A 26,130-nucleotide genomic window follows, 5' to 3' on the forward strand; every position below is an offset into this window, starting at 1 on the left:
AGCTTTCTTCTTAAAATGCTAATGTTTTTTTTTATACTCATTCAGTAGGATTTTTTATATGCCCGCATCTCAGAAAAAATTAAATGGACTTGATCGTATTCTAACGCTTGAATTGGTACGTGTCACTGAACGTGCTGCTGTTGCAGCTGCACGTTGGCGCGGACGCGGTGATGAAAAGGCTGCTGATCAAGCTGCTGTGGATGCAATGCGTCAGGAGCTTAATCGGTTACCTATTGATGGTACAGTGGTGATTGGTGAGGGAGAACGTGATGAAGCCCCTATGCTTTATATTGGAGAGAAAGTAGGACTTCAAGAGGGGACAGCGATTGATATTGCACTTGATCCACTTGAGGGAACGACAATTTGTGCTAAAAATCTTGCTAATTCTCTAGCTGTGGTTGCGATTGCTGAAAGAGGTAATCTCCTTTACGCTCCTGACGTTTATATGAAAAAAATTGCTGTTGGTCCAGGTTATTCCAAGGGAGTTGTTGATATAGATGCTTTGCCTGCTGATAATATTCACGCCCTTGCAAAAGCTAAGGGGGTAGCCGTTAATCAAGTAACTGTTTGTATTATGGATCGGCCTCGTCACGCAAAACTAATTGAGGAAGTGCGTGCAACGGGAGCATCAATTCGTTTAATTGGCGATGGAGATGTCGCGGCTGTTATCGATACAACAGATCCAGATGAAACGGGTATTGACATCTATATGGGGATTGGTGGAGCACCAGAGGGTGTGTTAGCTGCTGCAGCCTTGCGTTGTATTGGTGGGCAGATGCAAGGTCGTTTGCAGCTTGATACAGAAGAAAAAATCGCGCGCGCAGCAAAAATGGGAATTGATAACCCCAATAAAGTTTATACAATGGAAGAAATGGCAAAAGGGGATGTGTTGTTTTCTGCAACAGGTGTAACGGATGGCAATATGCTTTCAGGTGTTAAATTTACGCCTCGTTATATTCAAACAGAAACACTTGTGATGCGTTCACATACCGGTACAATCCGTCATATTAAAGCGCAGCATAGAGATTATTCAAAATTTGATTAAAAATGTCTTCTTTTTCGCGGTATCTGTTAGGAAAGTGAAAAAGTATCATTTGGGGGGAAACTATGCTTCCGTAAAAACACTAAGAGATGTTTTCATGGAAGCATTGACAGAGTCATTTGTAGAAGTATCTTCTTATTGTTATGAGAGTTGGACAGAGTGTACCCAGCCATTTTTATCTTCTATATTGCCTTTTTGAAGGTCAATCAGTTGTGTGCGAAGTTGTCTTGTAATTTCACCAATGGTTTCATTTCCGATAATGACTTCGCCATCTTTGTATTTGAAACGGCCGATTGATGTAATAACAGCTGCTGTACCACAAGCAAAGACTTCCTTAAGATACCCACTTCGTGCATCTTCTTTAAGCGATTCAAAAGAATAGGGACGTTCTTCTATTGTTAACCCCATTTGTTGGGCCAATTGTAAAATTGAATGACGTGTTATTCCTGGAAGAATAGTACCGCTAAGTGCAGGTGTCACAAGTGTATTATTTGCCATAATAAAGCAAACATTCATGCCGCCAAGTTCTTCAATCCATTTATGTTCAATCATATCAAGGAAAAGCACTTGGCTACAATCATTTTGTACTGCACTATTTTGTGCGAGTAAGCCTGCTGCATAGTTGCCACCACATTTGGCAGCGCCTGTGCCTCCTGGACCGGCACGACTATAATCTGTTTCGATCCATACGCTAACAGATTTTTCTTCTCCTTTGAAATATGATTCAACTGGAGAGGCTATGATACAAAAAAGATATTCTTTAGAAGGGCGAACGCCTAAAAAGCTTTCATTGCCAAACATAAATGGACGTATGTAGAGGCTCGCATTGGGAAGCCCTGAAACCCATTTTTGATCAATTTTTACCAACTGATTAATTGCATCTAAAAAAATCTCCTTCGGTAATTCCGGCATAGCTAAACGCTTCGCTGATTCTATAAAACGTTGTGCATTGGCTTCAGGGCGGAATAACAAAATACGCCCATCTTTTGCGAGATATGCTTTTAAACCCTCAAAAATTTCTTGGGCATAATGCAAAACGGTACTTGCTGGATTAATCTCTAAAGGTTTGTATTGAGAAATAACAGCGTTATGCCAACCTTTATCTTCAGTCCATTGGATGGTACACATGTGGTCTGTAAAAAATTGACCAAAACTAGGACTTTTTAGAATTTCTTCACGTTTTTGATCTGGCAGAGGTGATGGGTGTTTTTCTATTTTAAACGGAAGCGATGATGTAAGGGATTTCATAACTAAGACCTTTTAGGGTATGCTTTATTTCTGTGTAGCTTTTATTATAAGAAAAATAAGATACTTTTATTACAACTTTTTTTTATTTTTAGCAAAACATTCATGTCAATGTTTTTGTATAGAATTAAAAGAAAAGACTTTTAAGAGATATTTTTGTTTTTATGCTTCTTTTTCTCAATTTTATCAAGTTATTCGGAACCTTTAGTAATATTTATCGTTTTCCAAAAGTAAGTATCTGAATAATTTCATATATGTATATTTTGTAACTTAAAGGTAGGGGAATTGAGAAAAGGAATTCACTATGATTGATAGAAATTACCATACATATGAAAAACGTATAGCGACAGAAAAGAAAGAGCGTGAACAGCTTAATTCAATTGGTAGAGGTATCCTTGCTATTCTTCTTGGAGTTTTTATTATTTGGTTTGTTTTTGGCTTTTTAGGATCTTTTTTTGAAAAAAAACCTGAACATATATCACATTATAGTCCTACAGAATCAAATCAAACGATAACAAGTCCGAAAAAAGATTTAAATTCGACATCCCAAATACCTTATATCTATAAACATACAACGTCCTCTTTTCCCCATGAATAATTCCTCAGATAAAAAATTTCATGAGGCATAGATTAAGGTATAAAGTTTTTTCAAATATATAATCTAAAAAACTTGAGGTGATTTTAATTCCTGAAATTAATCAATAAAGCAAATCATCGGTATTAAAATAAATCATGCAGTTGTTATTAAAGCTGCTGCATGATTTATTTAGCGTGTGATAAAGCAATTTCCCCCAGAGCTTTTGATATCTTCACAAAGGCTTACAGCGTCATTCCGATTTTGCGTCTGTATACGAACACGATAATAGGTCCCTTTACCTGGTATGAGTGCAGATTGAATATTTAAAGGACGAGTGCCAATAAGGAATCCAAATCTAGACTTTATGTTTTTCAAAGAATCTTTGGCTAGTGCATGGGTTGGTTGGGATGCAAGCTGTACGTAATAACTTTCTGCATTTTGTGTGACTACTCGGTTTGGTGAAGTGGTGCGAGAATCAGCATGCCGTTGTCGTTCTGAATTTCTTTCTGCATATGAAGGAAGAGGTATAACTTTTCCTTCAATCTTAGAGGGAGAAGTGCTTTCAGCTATTATTTTATCAATAGCACTCGTGAAATTATGTTCTGTTTCTTTATTATTTATATCGGAATCCTGAGAAGAAATAGGCGAAAAATCTTGAGATTGATCTCCAGTGGTTTGATCAGTTGTTTCTTCGGGCTCGTCAGTAGTTTTTCTCTCTGTTTGATGCATTGGTGCCAGTACAACGGTGCCATCTTGGTTTACAATAACAGTTTGCACTTCTCGTGTTGGAATGGTGTGATTGATAGCTTCTGTTACGGCATCTTCAACATCAGATTTCTGAAGAGAAGAGGATGAAAAGCTTGTAGATTCTTGTTGGTTTAATTCTGTTAAGTTTTCAGGTTGTTCAGAATTATCAATAAGCGATTGCTGTGTATTTTCTTGTTTTTCATTTTGTTCAGTTGTTTGTTTATAAATATCTAAATTATGTGCAACGTCATTCTTTGTTTCTGTTGTTTCTTGTTTAAATTTGAAAGGTGTATTGTCAGCGTGGATAATGGGCACATTTCCATTTTTTTGTGATGGCATAAAGAAATGAGAATAACTGAAGAAACCCATCGTTATTAAGATGAAAAGAACAATAGTTTTAGTAAGCGTTTTACCAACAAGAGAACTTTTTACGGGAGGAGGAGGTGATGCATGCGTGGGGATTTCATCTATACCTTTGTATAATGCATTCTCTGTAGAAAAGGACGAATTGTACTCTATATTGTTGGTGGGAACATAGTTGGCATTTTGATCTTGTGAATTTGTATATGCATCTTCTTTTGGAAATCCCATGGTTTGATGAAAGATTTCATTTAAGACTTCACTTTGTTGTTGCCGCGAAAAATTTTCTGCTGAAACATTTCCTACATTGAATATATCAGCAAATTCTTCTTTCAAATCATCAGTTGGTACATCATATTCTGGGGCTTCATACGGGACTTCAGGAACCATAATGGGTCCAGTTTTTTCTACGATTTCCTCTGCAAATTTATAAGTATCAACATTTGGAGGAGGAGGAGTATCCCTGTGCGTATAGTTATGAGCAAAAAAGCTTTCTCTTTGTTTTGTGCTAAGGGGGGCTGATGAGGCGTGCATATCATTTAAATTATTTTGATACGACATTTCTTTATTATTTTGTTTGGAGTTGTTTTCAGCGCTGTTGATATATTGGTTTTGAGCATCAGCGTATTCTGGAGTTGTTCCAGCATAAGCTTCTTGTTTTGCGGATTCTTCTTCATAAAACTGGGGATAATCGGCAGTATAACGCTCCTGTGAAACGCCTTCTAAAGAAGACTGGCTGTCCATTTGTGTTGAATTGAAAGATGATGGAAAGCCACTTACTGTTTCATTTTTTGCGATATCTTTTTTCTCTAGAATAAGGTCAGAAGATGAGGAAAATATGTTCGTATCCGTAGAGGAGGAGACATTATTGTAATATTCTGTAGCCCAATTCTCTTGATCGGCTGAAACTTTATATGGGTGGTTTATGGAAGTGTCGTGAAAGCTTTGATTGTCATCATATTTTTGTTGTATAGGAGTATTTCTTTGTTGCGAGATTGTTTGTGCAAAACGGCTAGTTTCTTTTTCAAGGGGTTCTGGTGTGATCTCTCTATTATCGTGTTTATCCGCTTCATCGAAAAAGAAATTTTCTGATTGTGCGCTAAAATTACTTTTTTCAAAAAAAGGATCAGCACTGATGGGGGGAGTTTTCTTTTGAGATGATTGATTCTTTGGGATAGGTAATGGAGAAAGTTCGTCTAAAATTTGCTCTTCATCATGATTCAGAGCTGAAGAGTGTAGCTCTTCAGACGAAAAGTTGTTTTGTCCTAGTTTGTTAAAAAAAGCTGTCGGTCCAGCATTTGATGTTGGTTCATTTGGCAAGTCATTTGTTAAATTATTTTCAAACTCTGCTTCTAGAAAGGACAAATCAAAGTCATCTTCATAGGATGAAGCTTTAGGAGCGTGAGGTATCGATTGATCAGTCTGTAAAGAAGATTGATCATTTTGATGTCCGCTTTGTTTATTCGGATTAAAAATGCGCGTAAGCCTCTCTAAAGGATCATTATGTTCATGATCTTGTTTTATTTCGCGCGAATTTTTGCGATCGTTATCGCTCATAGCTTTTCTCACATGATGATTTGCATCTGCATGCAATAAATGGTTAATTTAAATTTGTTGTATTTAAAAATTACAAATTTCCCCCTTTTGCGACAAGGATATATGAAAAATATCAACAAACTACCTATTTTATGTATTTATAGAACTTTTTCAACGCATTTCTGTCGGTGCTTCGACTCCTACAATTGTAAGCCCTGATGATAAAATATTCATGATAGCTTGTACTAAGCCCAATCTGGCAAGTGTGAGGTCTTTATCATCAGGCTGGATGAAACGTAAAGCAAGATTATCGCTCCCTTTATTCCAATGAGCATGAAAGCTGGAAGCAAGGTCATAGAGATAAAATGCCAATCGATGTGGCTCTTTATGAATTACGGCTTGTTCAATGATACGTGGGTATTCACAAAGTTTGCGTATTAAGGATATTTCATTATCGTCTGTTAATCGGTTGAGGTACGCAATCATTGTATCATTTGAAAGATTTTCAATATGTAGGGCTTCTTGTGCTTGACGAAAAACAGAGTGACAACGTGCATTTGCATATTGTACGTAAAAGATGGGGTTATCTTTTGATTGCTCTGTTACTTTGGCAAAATCGAAATCAAGTGGTGCTTCACACTTGCGGTATAGCATCATAAAACGTACTGGATCACGGCCAACTTCTTCTACAACATCCCGTAGAGTCACAAATGATCCTGCTCTTTTCGACATGCGTACAGGTTGACCGTTGCGAAAGAGCTTTACAAGTTGACATAAGAAAACACTCAATTTGGCTTTATCGCCAGAAATTGCTTTTGCCATGGCTTCTAATCGTTTTACATAACCAGCATGATCAGCACCTAGAATATAAATCATTTCATCAAAATGACGATTAAATTTATCACGAAAATAAGCAACATCGGCAGCAAAATAAGTATAAGAACCGTCAGATTTAACTAAAACACGGTCTTGGTCATCTCCAACATCCGTTGAGCGGAACAAAGTTTGTTCGCTTGCTTCCCAGTCTTCTGTATTTTGCCCTTTTGGGGGGGGGAGCTTTCCTTTGTAGATATAACCACTTAAAGTGAGATCATTAATTGTATTACGAATAGCACGCGCATTATCTGCATAAAGCATCCGCTCAGAGAAAAAGATATCATGATAAATATTAAGAGCTGCCAAATCTTTTCGAATCATTGACATCATGGCATGAATTGCCCGCTCTTTTACGATAGATAAAACTTCATCTTTATCCATAGTGAGTAATTGGTCAGCAAATTCTTGAACAAGCGCTTTGCCCAATGGTATCAGGTATTCACCTGGGTATAGTCCTTCTGGAATTGTATTAATTTTTTGGCCGAGAGCTTCACGGTAGCGTAACAATACGGAGTGGGCAAGTACGTCGATTTGTTTTCCAGCATCATTAATGTAGTATTCTTTCGTAATATTGTATCCGACGAATTGCAACAAATTAGAGAGAACATCTCCAACAACAGCTCCTCGGCAATGTCCTACATGCATTGGTCCTGTTGGATTCGCTGATACATACTCAACATTGATACGTTTTCCTTGTCCCATCGGAATACGACCATAAGAGACGCCTAATTCAAGCATGGATTTTATAGCATTTTGCCAAAATAGTTTTGTAAGCGTGATGTTGATAAATCCAGGTCCAGCAACATGAATACAGTCTATAAAGGGCTCATCTTTGAGAAGTTCTATGATCTTCTCTGCAAGCTCACGTGGATTAAGCCCTATAAACTTTGCAAGTACCATAGCAGCGTTAGTTGATAAATGGCCATGTGAAGAATCACGGGGGGGATCAACGGTAATTTTTGATAAATCTAGATCTTCTCCATTTTTTCCTTTGATACCAGATAATTCGAGTGTTTTTTTAATTATCTTCTCGAAGTTTTTAAAGACATTCATATTCAATTTCCATTATATATTCAAAAGCAATTAAACGAAATTATCTGTATGGTCAAATAAACGCTGATATTCGCGTAGAGCATAGTGATCAGTCATACCTGACAAAAAGTCAGCAATGAGACGCGCTAACTGTTGATTTGTTAGGTGCGTTGTTTTGCTATACCAATTTTCAGGCATGAGATCCGGATTCTGATGATAACAGTCGAATAATTTTTGTACAATGCATTTTGCTGCATTACGACGATTGAGAACTTGTTCATGGTAATAAAGATTTTTAAAGAGAAAATCTTTTAGTTCTTTTTCGTAAACTGCCATTGCAGGAGAAAAGCTCACAATGGTTTGTTTTGCTTGGTGAATATCGTTTATGCTTGTTGGTGCAATGTGTAGCAAATTTTTTTGTGATTGTTTGATAACATCCTCAACCATGATTGTTATCTGTTTGCGCACGAGTTCGTAGCCGCGCCGAGTTTGATCAAGTTGTGGATATTCTTTTTTTATATCTTCTAATAATGCTGCGGTGAGCGAAACCTGTTCGAATTGATCAATTGTTAAAAATTGTGAACGTAAACCATCATCAATATCATGAGCATTATAAGCGATATCATCCGCAATAGCCGCGCATTGTGCTTCTAGTCCAGAAAAACAATTGAGCTCAAGATCTTGCTTTGCATTATATTGTAGAATATCGATCGGGACCTCTTTTTTGTTCGCATAAGGACCGAAAAGGGGACCGTTATGTTTTACAAGGCCTTCGAGCGTTTCCCAAGTAAGGTTAAGCCCATCAAAATTTGCATAGCGTTGTTCTAGCTTCGTGACAATGCGTAATGCTTGTGCATTATGGTCAAAACCACCATAATGTACCATTGCTTCATTAAGGGCATCTTCTCCCGCGTGGCCGAAAGGTGTGTGCCCAAAGTCGTGAACAAGGGCAATGGCTTCAGCAAGATCTTCATCAAGATAGAGCGCACGGGCTAATGTGCGTGCAATTTGAGAAACTTCTATTGAATGCGTTAGTCGCGTACGATAATGATCACTCTCATCAGCAATAAAGACTTGCGTTTTATGTTTAAGGCGTCGGAATGCATTAGAATGAATAATACGGTCTCTATCTCGTTGAAAAGGTGATTGTATAGGACTCATTGTTTCATGGAATAATCTACCACGGCTTGTTTGTGGATTGGCACTATAGGGCGCTCGAGAGTGGTAATTAAAATTGATATTGTTTATGTCCATTGCAAGCTGTCCATTATCATCCTAAATTGAGAGAGGCTTATATTTTATTTAATAATAAACTTCTCTTTTATTGGGATACTCTTTCTTGATAGTTTAATGCAAGGATATATAAAATGGGCGTGAATATTTCAGATGTTGCTGCTAAGCGGATTGCTCAGATACTTTTGAGTGAACCTGATAAAATAGGGTTACGTATTTCCGTTGAAGGCGGCGGGTGTTCTGGTTTTTCTTATAAATACAGTTTGGTTTCTGTAATGAATGAAGATGACCTCGTTTTAAAAAAAGATGGGGCAATTGTCTTTATTGATTCATTATCGCTTCCCTTCATGGAAGGGGCTGAGATTGATTTTGTTGATGATCTTATGGGACAGTCTTTTCAAATTCATAATCCTAATGCTGTCTCATCATGTGGTTGCGGTGTGAGTTTTTCAATTTAGAGTGATGGCTTTAGTGATATTGTTTCTTGAAAAAATGATCACTTTGGACAACAATGTGAAAATGGGTATTCTTACAAAAATATTGCGCCGGTGGTTGTGGTTATGTGTGGCGCTTATCTTATTGATTTGGAATCATTGTGTCTTTTCTCAAGAAGGGAGGGAGCAGGATGATCACCAAAAACAATCAACAAGTTTTCCTTCATACTCTCAAGATTTGGAAAAAGATTCTGAAAAAGAAAATTTAATTTCTAAACCCCAACTTATCTTGCATGCTCAGTTAACAAACAGCAATGAAAATATTATGAAAGGGCTCGTATGGCGAGTTTATACACCTATCCTAGGGATTGATAATAAATTACCATTGGCTGAAACTTATGAGGGGGGAAGCGCACGTTTTGCTCTAGATCCAGGAAGTTATCTTATACATGTCTCATTTGGTCATGTGAGTGCGATGAGTCATGTAACTTTAGAAAGTGGGCAGAGACTTGTTAAAAAAATTAATCTTGATGCTGGTGGTGTTATTTTAAATGGTATACTGTTAAACGGTATGATCAATGAAAAGGAATTGCGTTTTACTATCTATGAAGATGAAAAAGAAAATGATGATACTGGTGTGATTTTATCCAATATTAAACCTCAGTCAATTGTGCGTTTGAAACCTGGTAATTATCATGTTGCTTCTCATTATGGTTCCATTAATGCTGTTGTTCGTTCCGATATCCAAGTAGATTCAGGTAAAATTACCGAGGTAACTCTTGAACATCAGGCCGCTCAAATTGTCTTAAAATTGGTTCGGCAAGAAGGAGGAGAAGCACTGGCAGATACAAGTTGGTCTCTTACCAATGATTCTGGTGATATCATTTATGAAACAGTTGGTGCTTATGCTTCACTCGTGTTAGCTGAGGGGGAGTATATTGCGATTGCTAAAAATAAAGATAAAATTTATCAAAAAGTTTTTTCAGTTGTTTCTGGCCATGATGAAGATATAAGTGTGGTTGCAGATACACAAAATATGCAACAAATTGATGAGGAAATGGATTGATGCTTATGAAGCAACATAAATCATCATTGAAAGTGGATAGAGCGTTTTGGTTATAGAAATTTCAACAGTTGGTGTGTTTTTTGCTGGTGCTTTGTCTTTTTTATCACCGTGTGTTTTGCCTTTAGTCCCTCCTTATTTGTGTTATATGGCAGGTATTGGTATTGATGATTTGCGTTCCCAAAAGCATGAGGGAAAAGTATTTATACGGCGGGGGCTGTTATCTTCTGTTATTGCTTTTGTGCTGGGTTTTACAACCATTTTTGTTGCTTTAGGTGCGAGTGCGAGTACAGTTGGCAAGTTCATTGGTTATTATCGTGATTGGTTTGCAATTGCTGCTGGAATTACCATTATTATTTTTGGTTTAAATTTTCTGGGTCTTTTCAAAATTGCTTTTTTGTTTCGTGAAGCGCGTTTTCAAACGCATAAAATGCCTACTGGTCTTTTAGGAGCCTATGTTATTGGTTTAGCTTTTGCATTTGGTTGGACACCTTGTATTGGTCCGATTTTAGGACCTGTTATAACTCTTGCCGGAACAAAAGAAACTGTAGGTGAGGGAGCACTCCTTTTAGGGATTTATGCGTTGGGTCTTGGTGTGCCTTTTGTGTTAGCAGCTTTATTTTCAAGTAATTTTATGAGATTTTTAGGTGCTTTTCGTATTCATTTAGGAAAAGTTGAAAAAATTATTGGTATTTTTTTGGTGGTTACAGGTATTTTATTTTTAACAGGCTCTATGCAGAATCTTTCCTTTTGGCTTTTGGAAAAATATCCTTTGTTGAGTGATATTGAAACTATTCGTTGGCATGATATTGTCAGTTTTTTTGGATTTTCTCGTTAGTTTTATGTGTTTTTATGGTTAGAAATTGTCTTTCTATTGTTCTTGCAGGGGGTGAGGGGACGCGTATGAAGTCGTCTCTTCCTAAAGTACTGCATAAAATTGCTGGATTACCTCTTATATGCCATGTTCTCAAACAAATAGAATTGGCAGGCATTTCACAATTAGCAGTTGTTGTGGGGTTTGGTGCTGAAGATGTCACTGAAATTGTTCAATCATTTGTAAAAAATGCAATGATTTTTGAACAAAAAGAACGTTTAGGAACGGCTCATGCTGCTCTTTGTGCGCGTCCAGCTTTGCAAAAAGGGACGGATGATGTTCTTATTGTTTTTGGTGACACGCCTTTGATTGAGCAAGATTCATTGCTGAAGATTCGTGCGCAGCTTGCTGAGGGAGTTGATGTTGTTGTTGCTGGTTTTTATGCTTCAGATCCAACAGGTTATGGGCGTCTTCTTGAGAAAAATGGTAAAGTTATCGCGATTGTAGAAGAAAAAGATGCAAGTGATGAAGAGAGAAAAATTTCTTTTTGTAATGGTGGAATAATGGCCATTAATGGAAAGCATGCACTTTCTCTTTTAGAGAAGGTTGATAATCATAATTTGAAACAAGAATATTATTTAACGGATATTGTTTCTATTGCGGCACGTGAAGGATTGGATGTTCGAGTCGTTGAAGTACCTTTTGATAATGTTATAGGGATTAATAACTGTTTGGAGCTTTCTGATGCTGATGCTGTGTGGCAAAAGCGCAAAGCACACGCTCTCATATTGTCTGGTGTTACGATTCTTAAACCAGAAACTGTTTATTTTTCTTATGATACAGAAATTGAACCAGATGTCGTCATTGAGCCAAATGTTTATTTTGGGCTGGGAGTAAAAGTACATTCTGGTGCAGTGATTCATGCATTTAGTTATCTAGAAGGAGCGGTGGTTGGTGCGAATGCGCAGATTGGTCCTTATGCACGTTTGCGTCCTGGAACAGAGTTAGCACGATCCGTAAAGGTTGGGAACTTTTGTGAAATTAAACAAGCAAAAGTAGGAGAGGCTACTAAAATTAATCATTTAAGTTATATTGGCGATGCAGAAATTGGTACAGGGAGTAATATTGGAGCTGGTACGATCACTTGCAATTATGATGGGTTTCACAAATATAAAACTCAGATTGGCGATAATGCCTTTATTGGTTCTAATTCAGCACTTATTGCTCCCTTAATTATTGGAAAAAGTTCTTATATTGCTTCAGGAAGTGTTATCACTGAAAATGTCCCTATAAACAGTATAGCTTTTGGGCGTGCACGACAGGTCATAAAAGAGGATTGTGCAGCAAGATTGCGTACACGTTTGTCAGCAAAAAAACAGAAAAAGTGATCAGATTGAGTTTATTTTTTTACTTTATGGTAATCTCACAATTGGGAGGCTTATTTTTAAGTATTGTCATGTTACATATTTGAGTTATGTGATGATTTAAGGTTTTGAATAAAGGCTTATTGGATTGTTTTATGGAATACTCTAAATTTAGGATGTGGGTTGGAGCTTTTAATGTGCGGAATTATCGGAATTCTCGGAAATAAGTGTGTTACATCCTCTTTGGTTGATGGCTTGAGGCGTCTTGAGTATAGAGGCTATGATTCATCTGGTATAGCGACAGTACATAATGGACGCCTTTACCGTATGCGTGCTGAAGGAAAACTCATTCACTTAGAAGAAAAGTTAAAAAAGAAACCTCTAGAAGGAAATTTAGGAATTGGTCATACGCGCTGGGCTACGCACGGAGTTGCTGTGGAACGGAACGCTCATCCTCATGTAACGGAACGGCTTGCGATTGTTCATAATGGTATTATTGAAAATTTTGTAGAATTGCAAAAGGAACTCATTGAAGATGGTTATATCTTTGAAACAGAGACGGATACAGAGGTTATTGCACATTTAATTACGCGTGCACTAAAAAATGGTCTTTCTCCGCAAGAAGCAATGCGCACAAGTTGGAAAAGATTGCAAGGCGCCTTTGCTATTGCTGTTATTTTTGAAGGTGAAGATAACCTTATGATTGCTGTTCGTTCTGGTCCACCTTTGGCGATTGGTTATGGAAAAGATGAATTTTTTGTAGGATCGGATGCCATCGCTTTAGCTTCATTTACAGACCGTATCAGTTATATGGAAGATGGTGATTTGGCTGTTCTGACACGGGAAGCTGTAACAATTTACGATACCAATAACAAATTGGTAAAACGTCCTATTACAACATTGTTTGAAGGAGTTTTATTGGTTTCTAAAGGGAATCATCGTCATTTCATGCACAAGGAGATGTTTGAACAGCCTGAAGTGATTTCTCATAATTTAGCGCATTATCTTGATCTTGGAAATTATACGGTTCGCTCATTTGAGAATTTTATTGATTGGAAAAATGTTAATCGGATACTTTTTGCAAGCTGTGGAACAGCTTATTATTCAACTTTAGTTGCACGTTATTGGTTTGAGAGTTTTGCTGCTTTAAGTGTTGATAATGATGTGGCTTCTGAATTTCGTTATCGTGAACCACCTATAACAGCTGATGTCTTGCCGATATTTGTTTCTCAATCTGGTGAAACAGCTGATACATTGGCATCTTTGCGTTATTGTCGTGAGAATGGTGTGAAAACAGCGACAATTGTGAATGTTGAACAATCGACAATGGCAAGAGAAGCTGATTTTATTCTCCCAACATTAGCAGGTCCAGAAATTGGTGTTGCCTCAACAAAAGCTTTTACTTGTCAGTTGGCAACGCTTGCTGCAATGGCGCTTAGTGCTGCTAAGCAACGTGGGTCTCTTGCAGAGAAGGCAGAACATCAATTTGTTCAACAATTAGCAGAAGTGCCGCGGATTTTAAACGAGGTTCTAAAGTTAGATGATAAGATTGAACGGATTTGTCGTCATCTCGTAAATGTAAAAAGTGTTCTTTATCTCGGACGTGGAACTTCTTACCCCATTGCTTTGGAGGGAGCACTTAAATTGAAAGAGCTTTCTTATATTCATGCTGAAGGTTATGCCGCAGGAGAGTTAAAACATGGGCCGATTGCACTGGTGGATGAAACAATCCCAGTGATTGTTGTAGCACCTTATGATCGGTGGTTTGAAAAAACTTTTTCTAATATGCAAGAAGTGGCAGCACGCAATGGTCGTATTATTTTAATCACTAATAAAAAAGGGGCAGAAGCAGTTCATTTTGACACCTTATCAACTGTTATTTTGCCAGATATGCCAGAATTGATTACCCCCATTATTTATGCTTTACCCATTCAATTAATTGCGTATCATACAGCTGTTTTATTGGGAACAGATGTTGATCAGCCCCGTAATTTGGCAAAATCAGTTACTGTTGAGTAAAATTTTTCGAGGGTTTTGTTGAAAAATAATAAGAGATAAAAATTTATAAAAGAATTTTTATAATAGTATCTTGTGAAGCTTTTCATTTTTATTTGATTGCTTTTTTATTATCATCCTGCGCGTACTAGACGTGCAGCATCGTCACGTCCGAAAAGATAAAGGAGCAAACGGAGCGTTTTTCCTCGTTCTGAAGAAAGGGTAGGATCACGTTGCAAAAATAAACGTGCATCTTTTCTTGCCATTGATAAAAGATCACTATGTACTGCAAGATTTGCTATGTGGAACTCAGGCATACCAGATTGACGTGTCCCTAGAAGCTCCCCTTCTCCTCGCAGGCGCCAGTCTTCTTCTGCAATTTTAAAGCCATCCTCTGTATTACGTATGATATTAAGACGTTCTGCAGCACTTTTTGTGAGTGGATCTTTGTAGAGTAAAATACAGGAGGATTTTTTTTCTCCCCGTCCAACACGTCCACGCAATTGGTGCAATTGTGAAAGACCAAAATGTTCCGCATGTTCTATGATGATGATAGAAGCATCAGGAATGTCCACTCCGACTTCAATAACCGTGGTTGCAACTAAGATACAGATATCTCCATATTTAAAAGATGCCATGGCAGCTTCTTTTTCAACCGTAGACATTTTTCCATGTATCATACCAACACGTGCTCCAAATCGTTCATGGAGAATAGCAAAACGACTCTCAATGGAAGTGAGATCAAGAGTTGATGATTCTTCTACTAAAGGACAAATCCAATAAAGTTTTTCTCCTTTTTCTAAGGCAACAGCAATGCGTTTTATGAGTTCATCAATACGTTTTAAAGAAAGTGTTGCTGTTGTAATTGGTTGTCGTCCTATGGGTTTTTCAGTAATTTTAGAAACATCCATATCACCAAAAGCTGTCAAGACGAGTGTGCGTGGAATAGGGGTAGCGGTCATTACCAGCATATCAGGTTTATGGCCTTTTGCTGTAAGGGCAAGGCGTTGATGCACACCGAAACGATGTTGTTCATCGATAATAGCTAAAGTAAGATTATGATAGGTGACGGTATTTTGTATAAGAGCATGAGTTCCGATAATAAGAGAAGCTTGGCCTGATAAAATGTCATTTAAAATATTTGTGCGTGATTTTCCTTTTTCTCGTCCTGTTAAAAGAACCGTTTGAAGCCCGATCCTTTCAGCAAGAGGCGCAATTGTAGCAAAGTGTTGCTTGGCAAGAACTTCTGTAGGAGCCATTAAAGCGGATTGTCCTAAATTTTCAGCAACTTGTGCCATTGCCATGAGTGCAACAACAGTTTTTCCTGCTCCTACATCACCTTGGAGAAGTCTTAGCATTGGTTCTGGTGAAGCAAGATCATTTGCAATATCTTGTATTGCTTTTGTTTGTCCAGTTGTAAGTTGAAAGGGGAGGGCTTTCAGCAATTTTTGAGTGTAAGTTCCTGTTGAGGGTTGAGAAGTGCCAGAAAGAGATTTGGTTTTTAAACGCATTAGGCCAAGAGCTAATTGAGAAGCGAGTAATTCATCATAGGCAAGACGTTTGCGTGCTGTACTTTCTAAGGTTAAATCATCGGGGTCTACGGGGGCATGGATGCGGCGTAAAGCAACAGAAAAAGAAGAAAAATTGTGCTGCTTTTTGACGCTTTCTTCTATCCATTCTGGTAAGAGAGGAATGTAATCTAGGGCGTTTTGTATTGCACGTCTTAGTGTTTTTCCGGATAATCCGGCGGTAGAGGGGTAAATGGGTTCAATGAAGGGAATCTGATTTGGTTGTTCGCTTGGTGCGATATGATCAGGATGTACCATTGAAAGTTGATCGTTAAACAGTTCAACTTTTCCTGATACAATAACCTTTTTTCCTTCCGGTAGTTGTTTTTTAAGCCAAGAATTTTGGGCATGAAAAAAAACTAAATTTATTTTTCCTGTTGGATCATGTGCAATAACCCGATAGGGTAAACGGTTACGGCCAACGGGTGGTGGTTGATGCTGATCAATAACAATTTCCAGAGTCGTGGTGCTTCCTTCTTGTGTGCAGGCAATGCTGGGACGCATTCTACGGTCTATAACGGAATGGGGCATTAACTGTAGCAGATCAATAAGGGTCGCGTCACGTTGTATTGGATTAATGTTTAAAACTTTGGTTAGTAAGCCATAGACCTTCGGTGTAACCCCAGAAAGAGTGCGGATAGAATTAAAAAGAGGTGTAATAAGGCTTGGAGGCATAAGGAAATTTAGCCTGCTCTTTTCATTTTTTCTAGTGTTTTAAAAGAGCTTTTTGGGGATAAGTTATATATGTGAAACTTTCTTTCTTTATACTTTGCATTTTAAGAAAAAAATTCAATATTTAAAGGTAGATAATAAAAAGAGTACAAGAATAGAGTATCCGTAAATTCTATCATGTTCTCTTTTTTGTTTTTGTGTGTTTATTTGCTGTGAATAGAGATATTTTCTTCATGGAAGTCTTCGGTAAATATCAATAAAACTGGAATGTCTTGGCTCATATGCAGAGTGATGTGTTTATCGATTTAAGGGCGTAATCATTTAGAGTATTTTCTTATTATTAAGACAAATAAGGATTGCAATTTGGTATTTATTTTGCAGTGGGAAATTTGAGAGTGGCAGAAGATAAAAATACAATACGAGAGATACAAAAATCTCTTCCTCGCTTTATTCATTTGAGAGTGCACTCTGCTTATTCGCTGCTTGAAGGGGCTTTAAAAATTCCGCAAATTATTCAACATGCGATTTCGGATCAAACGCCAGCAGTTGCTATCACTGATACGAATAATTTATTTGGTGCGTTGGAGTTTTCACAATATTGTTTTTCGCATGGGATACAGCCTATTATTGGCTGTCAGCTTACCATTGATTTTGGTGATGAAAATGATAATTCGCGTTTTGCTAAATGGCACCATCCTTCTGATTTGTGTTCTCTTGTTTTGTTAGCGGCTAGTGAGATCGGTTATGCTCATTTGGTTCGTCTTGTTAGTCGTGCCTATCTTGATAAGTGTGATACTGATCCTCCTCATATCAAAGTTGATTGGCTATCGTCACACAGTGAAGGAATCATCGCTTTAACAGGTGGTAAGGGAGGCCCACTTAATTTTTCTTTGGCAGAGGGGAGAAAAAAACGTGCTGTTGAACGTTTAATTTCTTTAAAAAATCTTTTTGGTGATCGTCTTTATGTGGAATTACAGCGGCATGGCTCTTTTGATCGACAAGTAGAAGCTGCACTTATTGAGTTGGCTTACGCACATGAAATTCCTCTTGTTGCCACCAATGACGCTTTTTTTCTGAAGAGGGAAGGCTATGAAGCACATGATGCATTGATGGCGGTTGCAGAAGGACAAATTGTCTCTAATCCAGATCGTAAACGTGTAACACCGGATCATTATTTGAAGTCACAAGATGAAATGGTTACACTGTTTTCTGATCTTCCAGAAGCTCTGGAGAATAGTGTTGAAATTGCCTTGCGTTGTCATACGGCTACACCCATTCGAAAACCAATTTTGCCTCGTTTTATAGAGCAGTCTGTTGATTCAAACTTTGCTTTAGAAGTAGAAGATCGTGAATTATTAAATCAAGCCAAGGCGGGTTTAAAAATGCGCCTTGAGACAATTGGATTGGCCGAAGGATATACTGTTGCAGATTATGAACAGCGGCTTGACTATGAAGTTTCCATTATTACGCGTATGCAATTTTCTGGCTACTTTCTTATCGTTTCAGATTTCATAAAATGGGCGAAGGCGCATGATATCCCTGTTGGACCGGGACGTGGTTCTGGTGCTGGTTCACTTGTTGCTTATGCTTTGACTATTACCGATGTTGATCCATTGCGTTTTTCTCTTCTCTTTGAACGTTTTCTGAATCCAGATCGTGTTTCTATGCCAGATTTTGATATTGATTTTTGTCAAGAGCGGCGTGAAGAAGTTATTCAATATGTTCAAAAAAAATATGGACGTGATCAAGTTGCACAAATTATTACATTTGGTAAGTTACAGGCACGTGCGGTGCTGCGTGATGTTGGGCGTGTTTTAGAAGTCCCTTATCGTCAAGTGGATTATCTTACAAAATTAGTTCCTGCTACACCTGGGAGCCAAGTTGAATTGGCTGATGCTATCAAAGATGAGCCTAAATTTGAGGAAGAAAAGAAAAAAGATTCGGTTGTGGGACGCATGTTAGATATAGCACTTCAGTTGGAGGGACTTTATCGTCATGCATCGACGCATGCAGCAGGGATTGTTATTGGTGATCGTCCGCTTTCAGAGCTTGTTCCTATGTATCGTGATCCTCGTTCTGATATGCCTGTTACACAATTTAACATGAAATATGTTGAACAGGCTGGGCTGGTAAAATTTGATTTTCTTGGATTAAAAACGCTTACTGTTTTGAAAATGGCGGTAGATTTTGTCTCACGAAAAGGTATTCAAATAGATTTGTCGAATATCTCTCTGAATGATGAAGAGACCTATGCTATGATGGCACGTGGTGAAACGGTTGGCGTGTTTCAAGTGGAAAGTTCCGGTATGCGTAAGGCATTGATTGGGATGAAGCCAGATCGTATTGAAGATATTATTGCTCTTGTGGCGCTTTATCGTCCTGGTCCAATGGAGAATATTCCAACCTATAACGCGCGCAAACATGGGGAAGAAGAAATTGCTTCTATTCATCCGAAGATAGATCATCTGATTCAAGAGACACAAGGTGTTATTGTGTATCAAGAACAGGTCATGCAAATTGCTCAAGTGCTTGCTGGTTACTCGCTTGGAGAGGCGGATTTATTGCGTAGGGCTATGGGCAAAAAAATTCATAAAGAAATGCAACAACAACGTACGCGTTTTGTAGAGGGAGCTGTTGCTGGCGGTGTTGATAAGGGGCAAGCTGATATTATTTTTGATCTTTTAGCAAAATTTGCAGATTATGGTTTTAATAAATCGCATGCCGCTGCTTATGCAATTGTTTCTTACCAAACAGCTTATATGAAAGCACATCATCCAGTTGAGTTTTTAGCCGCTTCAATGACGTATGATATGACAAATACGGATAAATTAAATGAGTTTCGGCGTGAAGCATTAAGACTGGGTATTAAAGTGATTGCACCTTGTGTGCAAACATCACATCGTGTTTTTGAGGTTGGTGATAACTGTATTTATTATTCTCTTGCTGCCATTAAAGGTGTGGGGGAAGCGGTCGTTGATCATATTGTAGCTTGCCGAGGAAATAAACCTTTTAAGGATATAGAAGATTTTTGTGAGCGTATTGATCCCCGTATTGTTAATAAGCGTGCAATGGAAAGTTTGATTTGTGCTGGCGCCTTTGATTGCTTTCATATTGCACGTGAGATTTTATTGGAAAGTCTTGGAACTCTTCAAGCACGTGCACTTCGTATTCTTGATAATCATTCTAGTGGACAGATTGATATATTTGGGATGACGGGTGGGTTAAAAGAACCTTTGATTTTATCGCAAACAACTCCTTGGTTACCAGATGAAAAACTTTATCGAGAGTTTCAAGTAATAGGTTTTTACTTTTCTGCTCATCCTCTGGATGAGTATCAAGATATTCTTGCTAAAAAACGCGTACAAACTTGGATCAATTTTGCTAATGCTGTCAAAGGAGGTGCAGAAGCTGCTAGGCTTGCTGGAACTGTCGTAGCAAAACAAGTGCGTAAAACAAAATCTGGCAAGAAAATGGGGATTATTCATTTTTCTGATACCAGTGGTCAGTATGAGACAGTTCTCTTTTCCGAGGGACTTTCGGATTATGAGGATATACTAGAACCAGGGAAATCTTTTATTATTACAGTGAGTGCAGAAAATCGCTCTGAGGGCATTAGTTTGCGACTTGAGACCGTTCAATCTTTGGAAAATGAGGACTTACAACATCATAAAATGATGCGCCTTTTTATCAAAACAGTTGATATGCTTCCGCAAATTGAGCAGAATCTAAATCTTGGTGGAAATGGGGAAGTAGGACTTATTCTCATTCAAGAGGATGGATTGCGCGAAGTTGAAATTACGCTTCCAAAGCGATACAAGGTTAATTCACGTGTGGCGAGTGCTATGAAAGCGATACAAGGTGTTGTTAATGTGGAATTGGTTTAAAGCAAGAGTTATGAAGTAACGGCTTGTTTTGAAGGGTATTCTTTTATCAGGGGCTTAAAACTTTTCTTTGAATTGGATTGTAAGTTTTAAAAAGGTTTTATTGCGCTATGATGCATTTCTTATGTAACGAAATCAAAAAGACATCTCATTTTATTTCTGTTAAGTTCATAGCATCATACATATAAAGCCAATTAAGGCTAGACATGATATTCTCTGGTGTGCGAATTTTCATGACGAAATTGCGTGCAATTGCTAGAGGACCGGTTGCATGATAAGCTATTTTATTAAAGTCTCCACGTTTTTTTACTGCTATAATTCTGGGCATGCGTATTTTTTCGTAAAGCGAAAGAGCTTTCATTAATGAAAGGTCTTTAAGCGAGAGTACTTCTGCTAATGTAGCAGCATCTTCGATTGCCATAGCAGCACCTTGCGCTGCAAAGGGTAAGGCTGCGTGCGCACAGTCCCCAACAAATACTTGTCTTTCTAAGCCTAAAAAACGGTTCTGTTTCATTTGAAAGAGGGGCCAATAGGTCCATTCATCGATATGGTCAAAGACTTGCAAAATTTGCGGATTCCAACCTTTAAAAAGAGATTTCAAATTTTCTTTATTTCCTTTGTGTGCCCATCCTTTTTTTGAAATTTTTCCATGCGTAATGGCGACAAAATTAAACAGGTTTGCTGATGATTGAATGGGATAGACAACAAGATGGTTTTGGGGCCCCATCCAAGCGGTAATTGTCTTCACATTTTGTAATAAAGAACAAAAGCTTCTAGGGAGATTATCAAATTCTGTTGTTGCACGCCAAGCAATAAAGCCACTGAAACTTGCTCTTTCATGAAAAGGAGCTAATTGCCGTAATGTGGACCAAACACCATCACAGCCGATAAGAAGTGGTGTTGAATAAAACTGATGTTGTTGTGCTTCAGTTGATGTATCTGTCTTTCTTGTTTTTATATGAATGCTATTAGGAGCCGTTTGGGTAGAGGATACAACAGCTTCGCTTATTTTATATTTGACCAAAGGATTTTCCATGACAGTGTTGTATAAAACTTTTTGTAAGTCTGCGCGATGAATCGTGATATACGGAGCACTCCAATTTTTGTCCGATAAATTGATGAGATTAGCACGCAGTCGCACTTTTAAAGAAATTCCATCTCTCAACTCAAGAAAATGTGGTGTTGTCCCCCTTTCAAGAAGCTTGCTCAGAACTCCCCAATGTGCAAGGATACGGGTTGCATTGGGGGTAAGCTGAATACCAGCACCTACAACACCAAGCTGTGTACACTTTTCGATAAGTGTCGTTGCAATTCCTTTATGGGCGAGAGCCAGAGCAGTACTTAAACCAGCAATACCTCCTCCAACAATGATTGGTGATTGATCCATGCGTTTCCTTCATATTTGAAAGAGCGGAGAATGCACTATAATGAATTGTTTGGCTGGTATAAACATCCTGTGGGGTTTGTTTGATTGTATGATAGTGAGGGAACATAGCGATAAAGTGTTGAACAATAAGGACAAATTTTTTCATCCATTGATCCCATATCGATAAAAATATGGGGATGATCGAATGGTTGTGTGGCACCTACGCACATAAATTCTTTTACACCAATTTCGATGGTTTTATATCCAAGATCATTCTGGAAATGGGGAATGTTGTGATCGGCCATGAACAAGCTCCGAATAAATTGCTTAAATCAGGTATGATTTGGATCTTCTCTTTTCTATACATGAGTTTGTAATAAAGCTTATAATAATGCAAGGAGCTTTTTAAGATAAACCAAAGTTCTTTTTGTTATAAAGACCCATTATCGTGTTTTGAGCACTTGGTAGGGGAAAGAGTTCCAAGCGTTTTTAAATAGTAAAATGCATATAAATAAGAAAGTTTATTCATTGATATGTTCTTATTACGGTAACAGATCATAAAGCGTTTTATGAGATATTTATCCATAAGAATTTTAGAGGATAAAAAGGAAGCTTAGCGAGAGTCTATGAAACAGAGGGTGACAGATCAGATTTCTCTATCGGATATAACAATGAAAAATCCGATGCGGTTTGTTAATAGAGAATTTTCATGGCTACAATTTAATACGCGTGTGTTGATGGAAGCTGCTAATCCAAAACATCCTTTACTAGAACGGCTACAATTTCTTTCGATTTCAGCAGCTAATCTTGATGAGTTTTTTATGGTTCGTGTTGCTGGTCTTGCTGCTCAAATTCGTGATAAGGTTACAGTGTGTAGTGCGGATGGGCGTACACCGCAGGAGCAACTTGATTTTGTGTTAGCTGAGACTTCACATTTGCAGGTGCGCCAACTACAAGAGTTGAGCGTTTTACGTCATGAATTAAAACAGAATGATATTGAAATTATTTGTCCTGAGGGGCTTTCTGAAATTAAAAAATCATGGCTTGAAAGATATTTTCTTGATATAATTTATCCTGTTCTAAAACCTTTATCTGTTGATTCTACACATTCTTTTCCATTCGTTCCTAATTTAGGGCTTTCACTTGCTCTTCAATTATCTCGATGTGCTGATCAAAACTCATTCATAGTTGTGCTACCTGTTCCAACAACTTTAAAGCGTTTTATTCTTCTTCCTCAAGAAGGCAATAATTTTCGTTTTATTGCGTCTGAAGATGTTATGAGCCTTTTTATGCGTTATGTATTTCCTGATTTTAAAATTGATGGAATTGGTACATTTAGGGTGATTCGTGATAGTGATATTGAAGTAGAAGAAGAAGCAGAAGACCTTGTTCATTTTTTTGAAACGGCTCTTAAAAAGCGCCGTCGCGGGCAGGTTATTCGCATTGAATTTGACGCAAAAATGCCCAAAAATTTACGTCAATTTATAACAAAAGGTCTTTCTGTTCCTGATAATTGTATCAGTGTTCTCGATGGATTCTTGGCACTTAATATGCTGTCAGAGATTGTGTCTATTCCACGTGATGATTTAAAATTTATTCCCTATAATCCTCGTTTTCCTAAATGTATATGTGAGCATGATGGTGATTGTTTTGCGGCTATTCGTAAAAATGATATCGTGATTCATCATCCTTATGAATCGTTTGATGTTGTTGTGCAATTTTTACGTCAAGCGGCTCGTGATCCTGATGTTGTGGAAATCAAACAAACTCTTTATCGTACATCGAATGATAGCCCTATTGTTAGTGCTTTGATTGAGGCTGCTGAACAAGGAAAAGTGGTTACTGCTTTGGTAGAGCTTAAAGCACGTTTTGATGAGGAAGCTAATATTCGTTGGGCGCGTGATCTTGAGCGTGCAGGTGTGCGCGTTTTTTTTGGTTTTATTGCTTTAAAAACACATGCTAAAATGTCACTCATTGTAAGGCGTGAAGGAAAACGTCTTTGCTCTTACATTCATCTTGGAACTGGAAATTATCATCCAGTTAATGCTAAAGTTTATACCGATCTTTCTTTTTTTACCACTGATGATGATATCGGTCATGATGTTGCGTTGTTGTTCAATTATATTGCTCAATATGAACCCCCAAATGAAACAATGAAGATTGCTTTTTCACCCTTAACATTGCGTAGTCGTATTTTGAAACACATTGAAGAAGAAATTACCAATGCAAAACAGGGACGGTTTGCTGCTATTTGGATGAAAGTGAATGCATTGGTTGATCCGGAAATTATTGATGCTTTATATCGTGCTAGTCAAGCGGGGGTGCAGGTCGATTTGGTGGTGCGTGGCATATGTTGTTTGCGTCCCCATATGCCAAGAATTTCAGATAATATTCGTGCAAAATCGATTGTAGGGCGTTTTCTTGAACATAGTCGTATTTTTTGTTTTGGTAATGGTCAAGATTTGCCGAATGAGAACGCTGTTGTTTATTTAGGATCGGCTGACATGATGCCTCGTAATTTGGATCATCGGATTGAAATATTGATTCCAGTTTTGGATAAAACAGTTCGTAAGCAGATTCTTTTACAAATAATGCTGGCTAATATTATTGATAATCAACAAAGCTTTGATATACTAAATGATGGGACATCAAGGCGTATAACACCGCAAAGAGGTGAAAAACCGTTTAATGCGCAGGAGTATTTTATGGCCAAAGCAGGTCTTTGTGGATGGGAAAAATCTTTTGAGTCTTCTGCTTCACGTTTGGTTGCGTTGTATCGGCAGCGAGCCGAAATACATAAAGACTGAAATCCAATGACATATAGAGATGCTCAGGGTCGGCTAAAAGGATGTAAGCCTGTTGCTGTGATCGATATTGGCTCAAACTCTGTTCGGCTTGTTATTTATGAGGGCCTTGTTCGTTCACCAACAGTTTTATTTAATGAAAAAGTTCTCTGTGGTCTTGGTCAAGGTGTTGCAAAAACTGGTTTTTTAGAAGAGAAATCAATGCAAATGGCATTGCGAACACTGAAACGGTTTCGTACGCTTTGTCAGCAGATTGGAGCAGATGACGTCTATACAATAGCAACAGCCGCAGCACGAGAAGCAAAAAATGGATTAGAATTTATTCAAAATGCCGAAAATGTCTTGCAAAATAAAATAGATCTTCTTTCAGGAACTGAAGAGGCACTTTATTCAGCATATGGAGTTATTTCTACTTTTTACCAGCCAAAGGGGATCTCTGGAGATCTTGGTGGTGGAAGCCTCGAACTTATTGATATTGATCACTCTCATGTGGGTGAGGGGATAACTCTGCCTTTAGGTGGTTTACAGCTACAGTATATGTCCAATAATGATATTGCTGTTGCTACAAAAATTGCTCATGAGCATTTTAGTAAATCTGCTGTCATTCGTAAAAGCATGGCACGTTGTTTTTATGCAGTAGGCGGAACTTGGCGTAATTTGGCAAAACTCCATATGGCAACCAAACATTATCGGTTACCTGTTATGCATGGCTATGAAGTTGATGCAGTTGAAATGGAAGATTTCCTGCGTTTTGTCGTGCGTGACAGTATCGATAATATGAAAGGAATTTCAGCTGTTTCAAAAAATCGCCGTCAGTTGTTATCTTATGGGGCGATTGTTCTTATTGAGCTTATTCAATGTATGAGATTTGAAAAGATTATCTTTTCTGGCGCAGGAGTGCGTGAAGGTTTTCTTTATTCACGGTTGCCGCAAGAGATTCGTCTTTCAGATCCTCTCATTGCAGCATGTACTGAAATGGCAATTCTACGGGCGCGTTCACCAAAGCAGGCAGAAGAACTCATTAATTTTACTACCAATGCTTTTGAGGTTTTTGGAATTTCAGAGACTGAAGATGAATGTCGTTACCGTAAGGCTGCCTGTCTTCTTGCGGATATTGGTTGGCGTATCCATCCAGATTATCGGGGAAATGAAGCGGCACATCAGATAGCTCTGGGATCTTATCCGGGAATTTCTCATGAGGGACGTGTTTATGCTGCGCTCGCTGTTTTTTTTCGTAATACAAGTTTACTCGTTGATGAAGAATCTCTTCCTATTTTTCAATTAGCAACGAGGAACATAATTGAGAAAGCACGCATTCTCGGTGAAACTATGCGGATTGCTCACCTTTTTAGTGCTTCTACTGCAGGCATTTTACCCCATTTATCGTGGCATAAAAAAACAGATCATGTTGTTTTGCACATTCCGAGGTGTTATACTGATTTATTAGGAGAACGTCCTCTCGCGCGATTAAAGAAATTATCAAAAATAGTAAAACTGTCTCTTTCTTTTGAAACATCCTGA

17 protein-coding genes are annotated in these 26,130 nt (G+C 38.0%); 10 read left to right on the forward strand and 7 right to left on the reverse strand.

All coding sequences use genetic code 11. The features are described 5' to 3' along the window. Positions 1-58: 58 nt before the first annotated feature. A complete protein-coding gene (gene glpX / locus J7R12_RS05690) occupies positions 59-1,045 on the forward strand; it encodes a class II fructose-bisphosphatase (protein WP_126603471.1) in 987 nt (328 codons plus the stop codon). A 138-nt stretch (positions 1,046-1,183) separates the two neighbouring features. On the opposite strand, the gene J7R12_RS05695 is transcribed toward glpX, so the two are convergent. Beyond that, positions 1,184-2,290 (reverse strand): branched-chain amino acid aminotransferase, encoded by a 1,107-nt coding sequence (locus J7R12_RS05695; RefSeq protein ID WP_126603470.1) that lies wholly within the window; start codon positions 2,288-2,290, stop codon positions 1,184-1,186. A gap of 301 nt (positions 2,291-2,591) precedes the next feature. Between J7R12_RS05695 and J7R12_RS05700 the strand changes: the two genes are divergently transcribed. Beyond that, positions 2,592-2,885 (forward strand): hypothetical protein, encoded by a 294-nt coding sequence (locus tag J7R12_RS05700; protein WP_126603469.1) that lies wholly within the window; start codon positions 2,592-2,594, stop codon positions 2,883-2,885. Positions 2,886-3,053: 168 nt separating this feature from the next. Here the strand turns inward: J7R12_RS05700 and J7R12_RS05705 are convergent, their stop codons facing one another. From J7R12_RS05705 to J7R12_RS05715, 3 genes are all read right to left on the reverse strand, one after another. After that, positions 3,054-5,528, reverse strand: a complete 2,475-nt coding sequence (locus J7R12_RS05705; RefSeq protein WP_126603468.1) for an SPOR domain-containing protein — start codon at positions 5,526-5,528, stop codon at positions 3,054-3,056. 150 nt (positions 5,529-5,678) lie between these two features. After that, positions 5,679-7,436: an arginine--tRNA ligase gene (gene argS, locus J7R12_RS05710; protein ID WP_126603467.1), complete on the reverse strand. Its 1,758-nt coding sequence runs from the start codon at positions 7,434-7,436 to the stop codon at positions 5,679-5,681. A 30-nt stretch (positions 7,437-7,466) separates the two neighbouring features. Further along, on the reverse strand, positions 7,467-8,669 hold the full coding sequence (locus J7R12_RS05715; RefSeq protein ID WP_126603466.1) for a deoxyguanosinetriphosphate triphosphohydrolase: 1,203 nt from the start codon (positions 8,667-8,669) through the stop codon (positions 7,467-7,469). Positions 8,670-8,782: 113 nt separating this feature from the next. On the opposite strand from J7R12_RS05715, the gene J7R12_RS05720 reads away from it, so the two are divergent. The 5 genes from J7R12_RS05720 to glmS all read left to right on the forward strand — a co-directional run bounded on the left by J7R12_RS05720 (position 8,783) and on the right by glmS (position 14,342). Further along, entirely contained in the window at positions 8,783-9,106 is a 324-nt protein-coding gene (locus J7R12_RS05720) for a HesB/IscA family protein (RefSeq protein ID WP_126603465.1), read from the forward strand. A gap of 61 nt (positions 9,107-9,167) precedes the next feature. Beyond that, positions 9,168-10,148, forward strand: coding sequence for a carboxypeptidase regulatory-like domain-containing protein (locus J7R12_RS05725; RefSeq protein WP_234924843.1), 981 nt, complete (start codon positions 9,168-9,170; stop codon positions 10,146-10,148). Between the two features lie 46 nt (positions 10,149-10,194). Continuing rightward, the gene (locus J7R12_RS05730) at positions 10,195-10,983 is read left to right on the forward strand and encodes a cytochrome c biogenesis CcdA family protein (protein ID WP_126603463.1); all 789 of its coding nucleotides are present in this window, start codon (positions 10,195-10,197) and stop codon (positions 10,981-10,983) included. 14 nt (positions 10,984-10,997) lie between these two features. Beyond that, positions 10,998-12,347, forward strand: a complete 1,350-nt coding sequence (gene glmU / locus J7R12_RS05735) for a bifunctional UDP-N-acetylglucosamine diphosphorylase/glucosamine-1-phosphate N-acetyltransferase GlmU (RefSeq protein WP_126603462.1) — start codon at positions 10,998-11,000, stop codon at positions 12,345-12,347. Positions 12,348-12,518: 171 nt separating this feature from the next. Beyond that, positions 12,519-14,342 (forward strand): glutamine--fructose-6-phosphate transaminase (isomerizing), encoded by a 1,824-nt coding sequence (glmS, locus tag J7R12_RS05740; protein ID WP_126603461.1) that lies wholly within the window; start codon positions 12,519-12,521, stop codon positions 14,340-14,342. A 110-nt stretch (positions 14,343-14,452) separates the two neighbouring features. Here the strand turns inward: glmS and recG are convergent, their stop codons facing one another. Beyond that, a complete protein-coding gene (recG, locus tag J7R12_RS05745; RefSeq protein ID WP_126603460.1) occupies positions 14,453-16,561 on the reverse strand; it encodes an ATP-dependent DNA helicase RecG in 2,109 nt (702 codons plus the stop codon). Between the two features lie 392 nt (positions 16,562-16,953). Between recG and dnaE the strand changes: the two genes are divergently transcribed. After that, positions 16,954-20,442, forward strand: a complete 3,489-nt coding sequence (dnaE, locus tag J7R12_RS05750) for a DNA polymerase III subunit alpha (RefSeq protein WP_126603459.1) — start codon at positions 16,954-16,956, stop codon at positions 20,440-20,442. A gap of 145 nt (positions 20,443-20,587) precedes the next feature. Here dnaE and J7R12_RS05755 read toward each other — a convergent pair whose 3' ends face one another. Both J7R12_RS05755 and J7R12_RS05760 read right to left on the reverse strand, forming a co-directional pair. Further along, positions 20,588-21,826, reverse strand: a complete 1,239-nt coding sequence (locus J7R12_RS05755) for an FAD-binding protein (protein ID WP_126603458.1) — start codon at positions 21,824-21,826, stop codon at positions 20,588-20,590. A 35-nt stretch (positions 21,827-21,861) separates the two neighbouring features. Further along, positions 21,862-22,110 carry a zinc-finger domain-containing protein gene (locus tag J7R12_RS05760; RefSeq protein WP_004862006.1) on the reverse strand — a complete coding sequence of 83 codons (249 nt, stop codon included), beginning with the start codon at positions 22,108-22,110 and terminating at the stop codon, positions 21,862-21,864. A gap of 321 nt (positions 22,111-22,431) precedes the next feature. Here J7R12_RS05760 and J7R12_RS05765 point away from each other — a divergent pair, with 321 nt between their 5' ends. Together J7R12_RS05765 and ppx are read left to right on the forward strand one after the other, a co-directional pair. Continuing rightward, positions 22,432-24,612, forward strand: coding sequence for an RNA degradosome polyphosphate kinase (locus J7R12_RS05765; protein WP_126603457.1), 2,181 nt, complete (start codon positions 22,432-22,434; stop codon positions 24,610-24,612). Positions 24,613-24,618: 6 nt separating this feature from the next. Next, positions 24,619-26,130, forward strand: coding sequence for an exopolyphosphatase (gene ppx / locus J7R12_RS05770; protein ID WP_126603456.1), 1,512 nt, complete (start codon positions 24,619-24,621; stop codon positions 26,128-26,130).

It is taken from the genome of Bartonella vinsonii subsp. vinsonii (assembly GCF_902825235.1).
GTDB lineage: Bacteria > Pseudomonadota > Alphaproteobacteria > Rhizobiales > Rhizobiaceae > Bartonella > Bartonella vinsonii.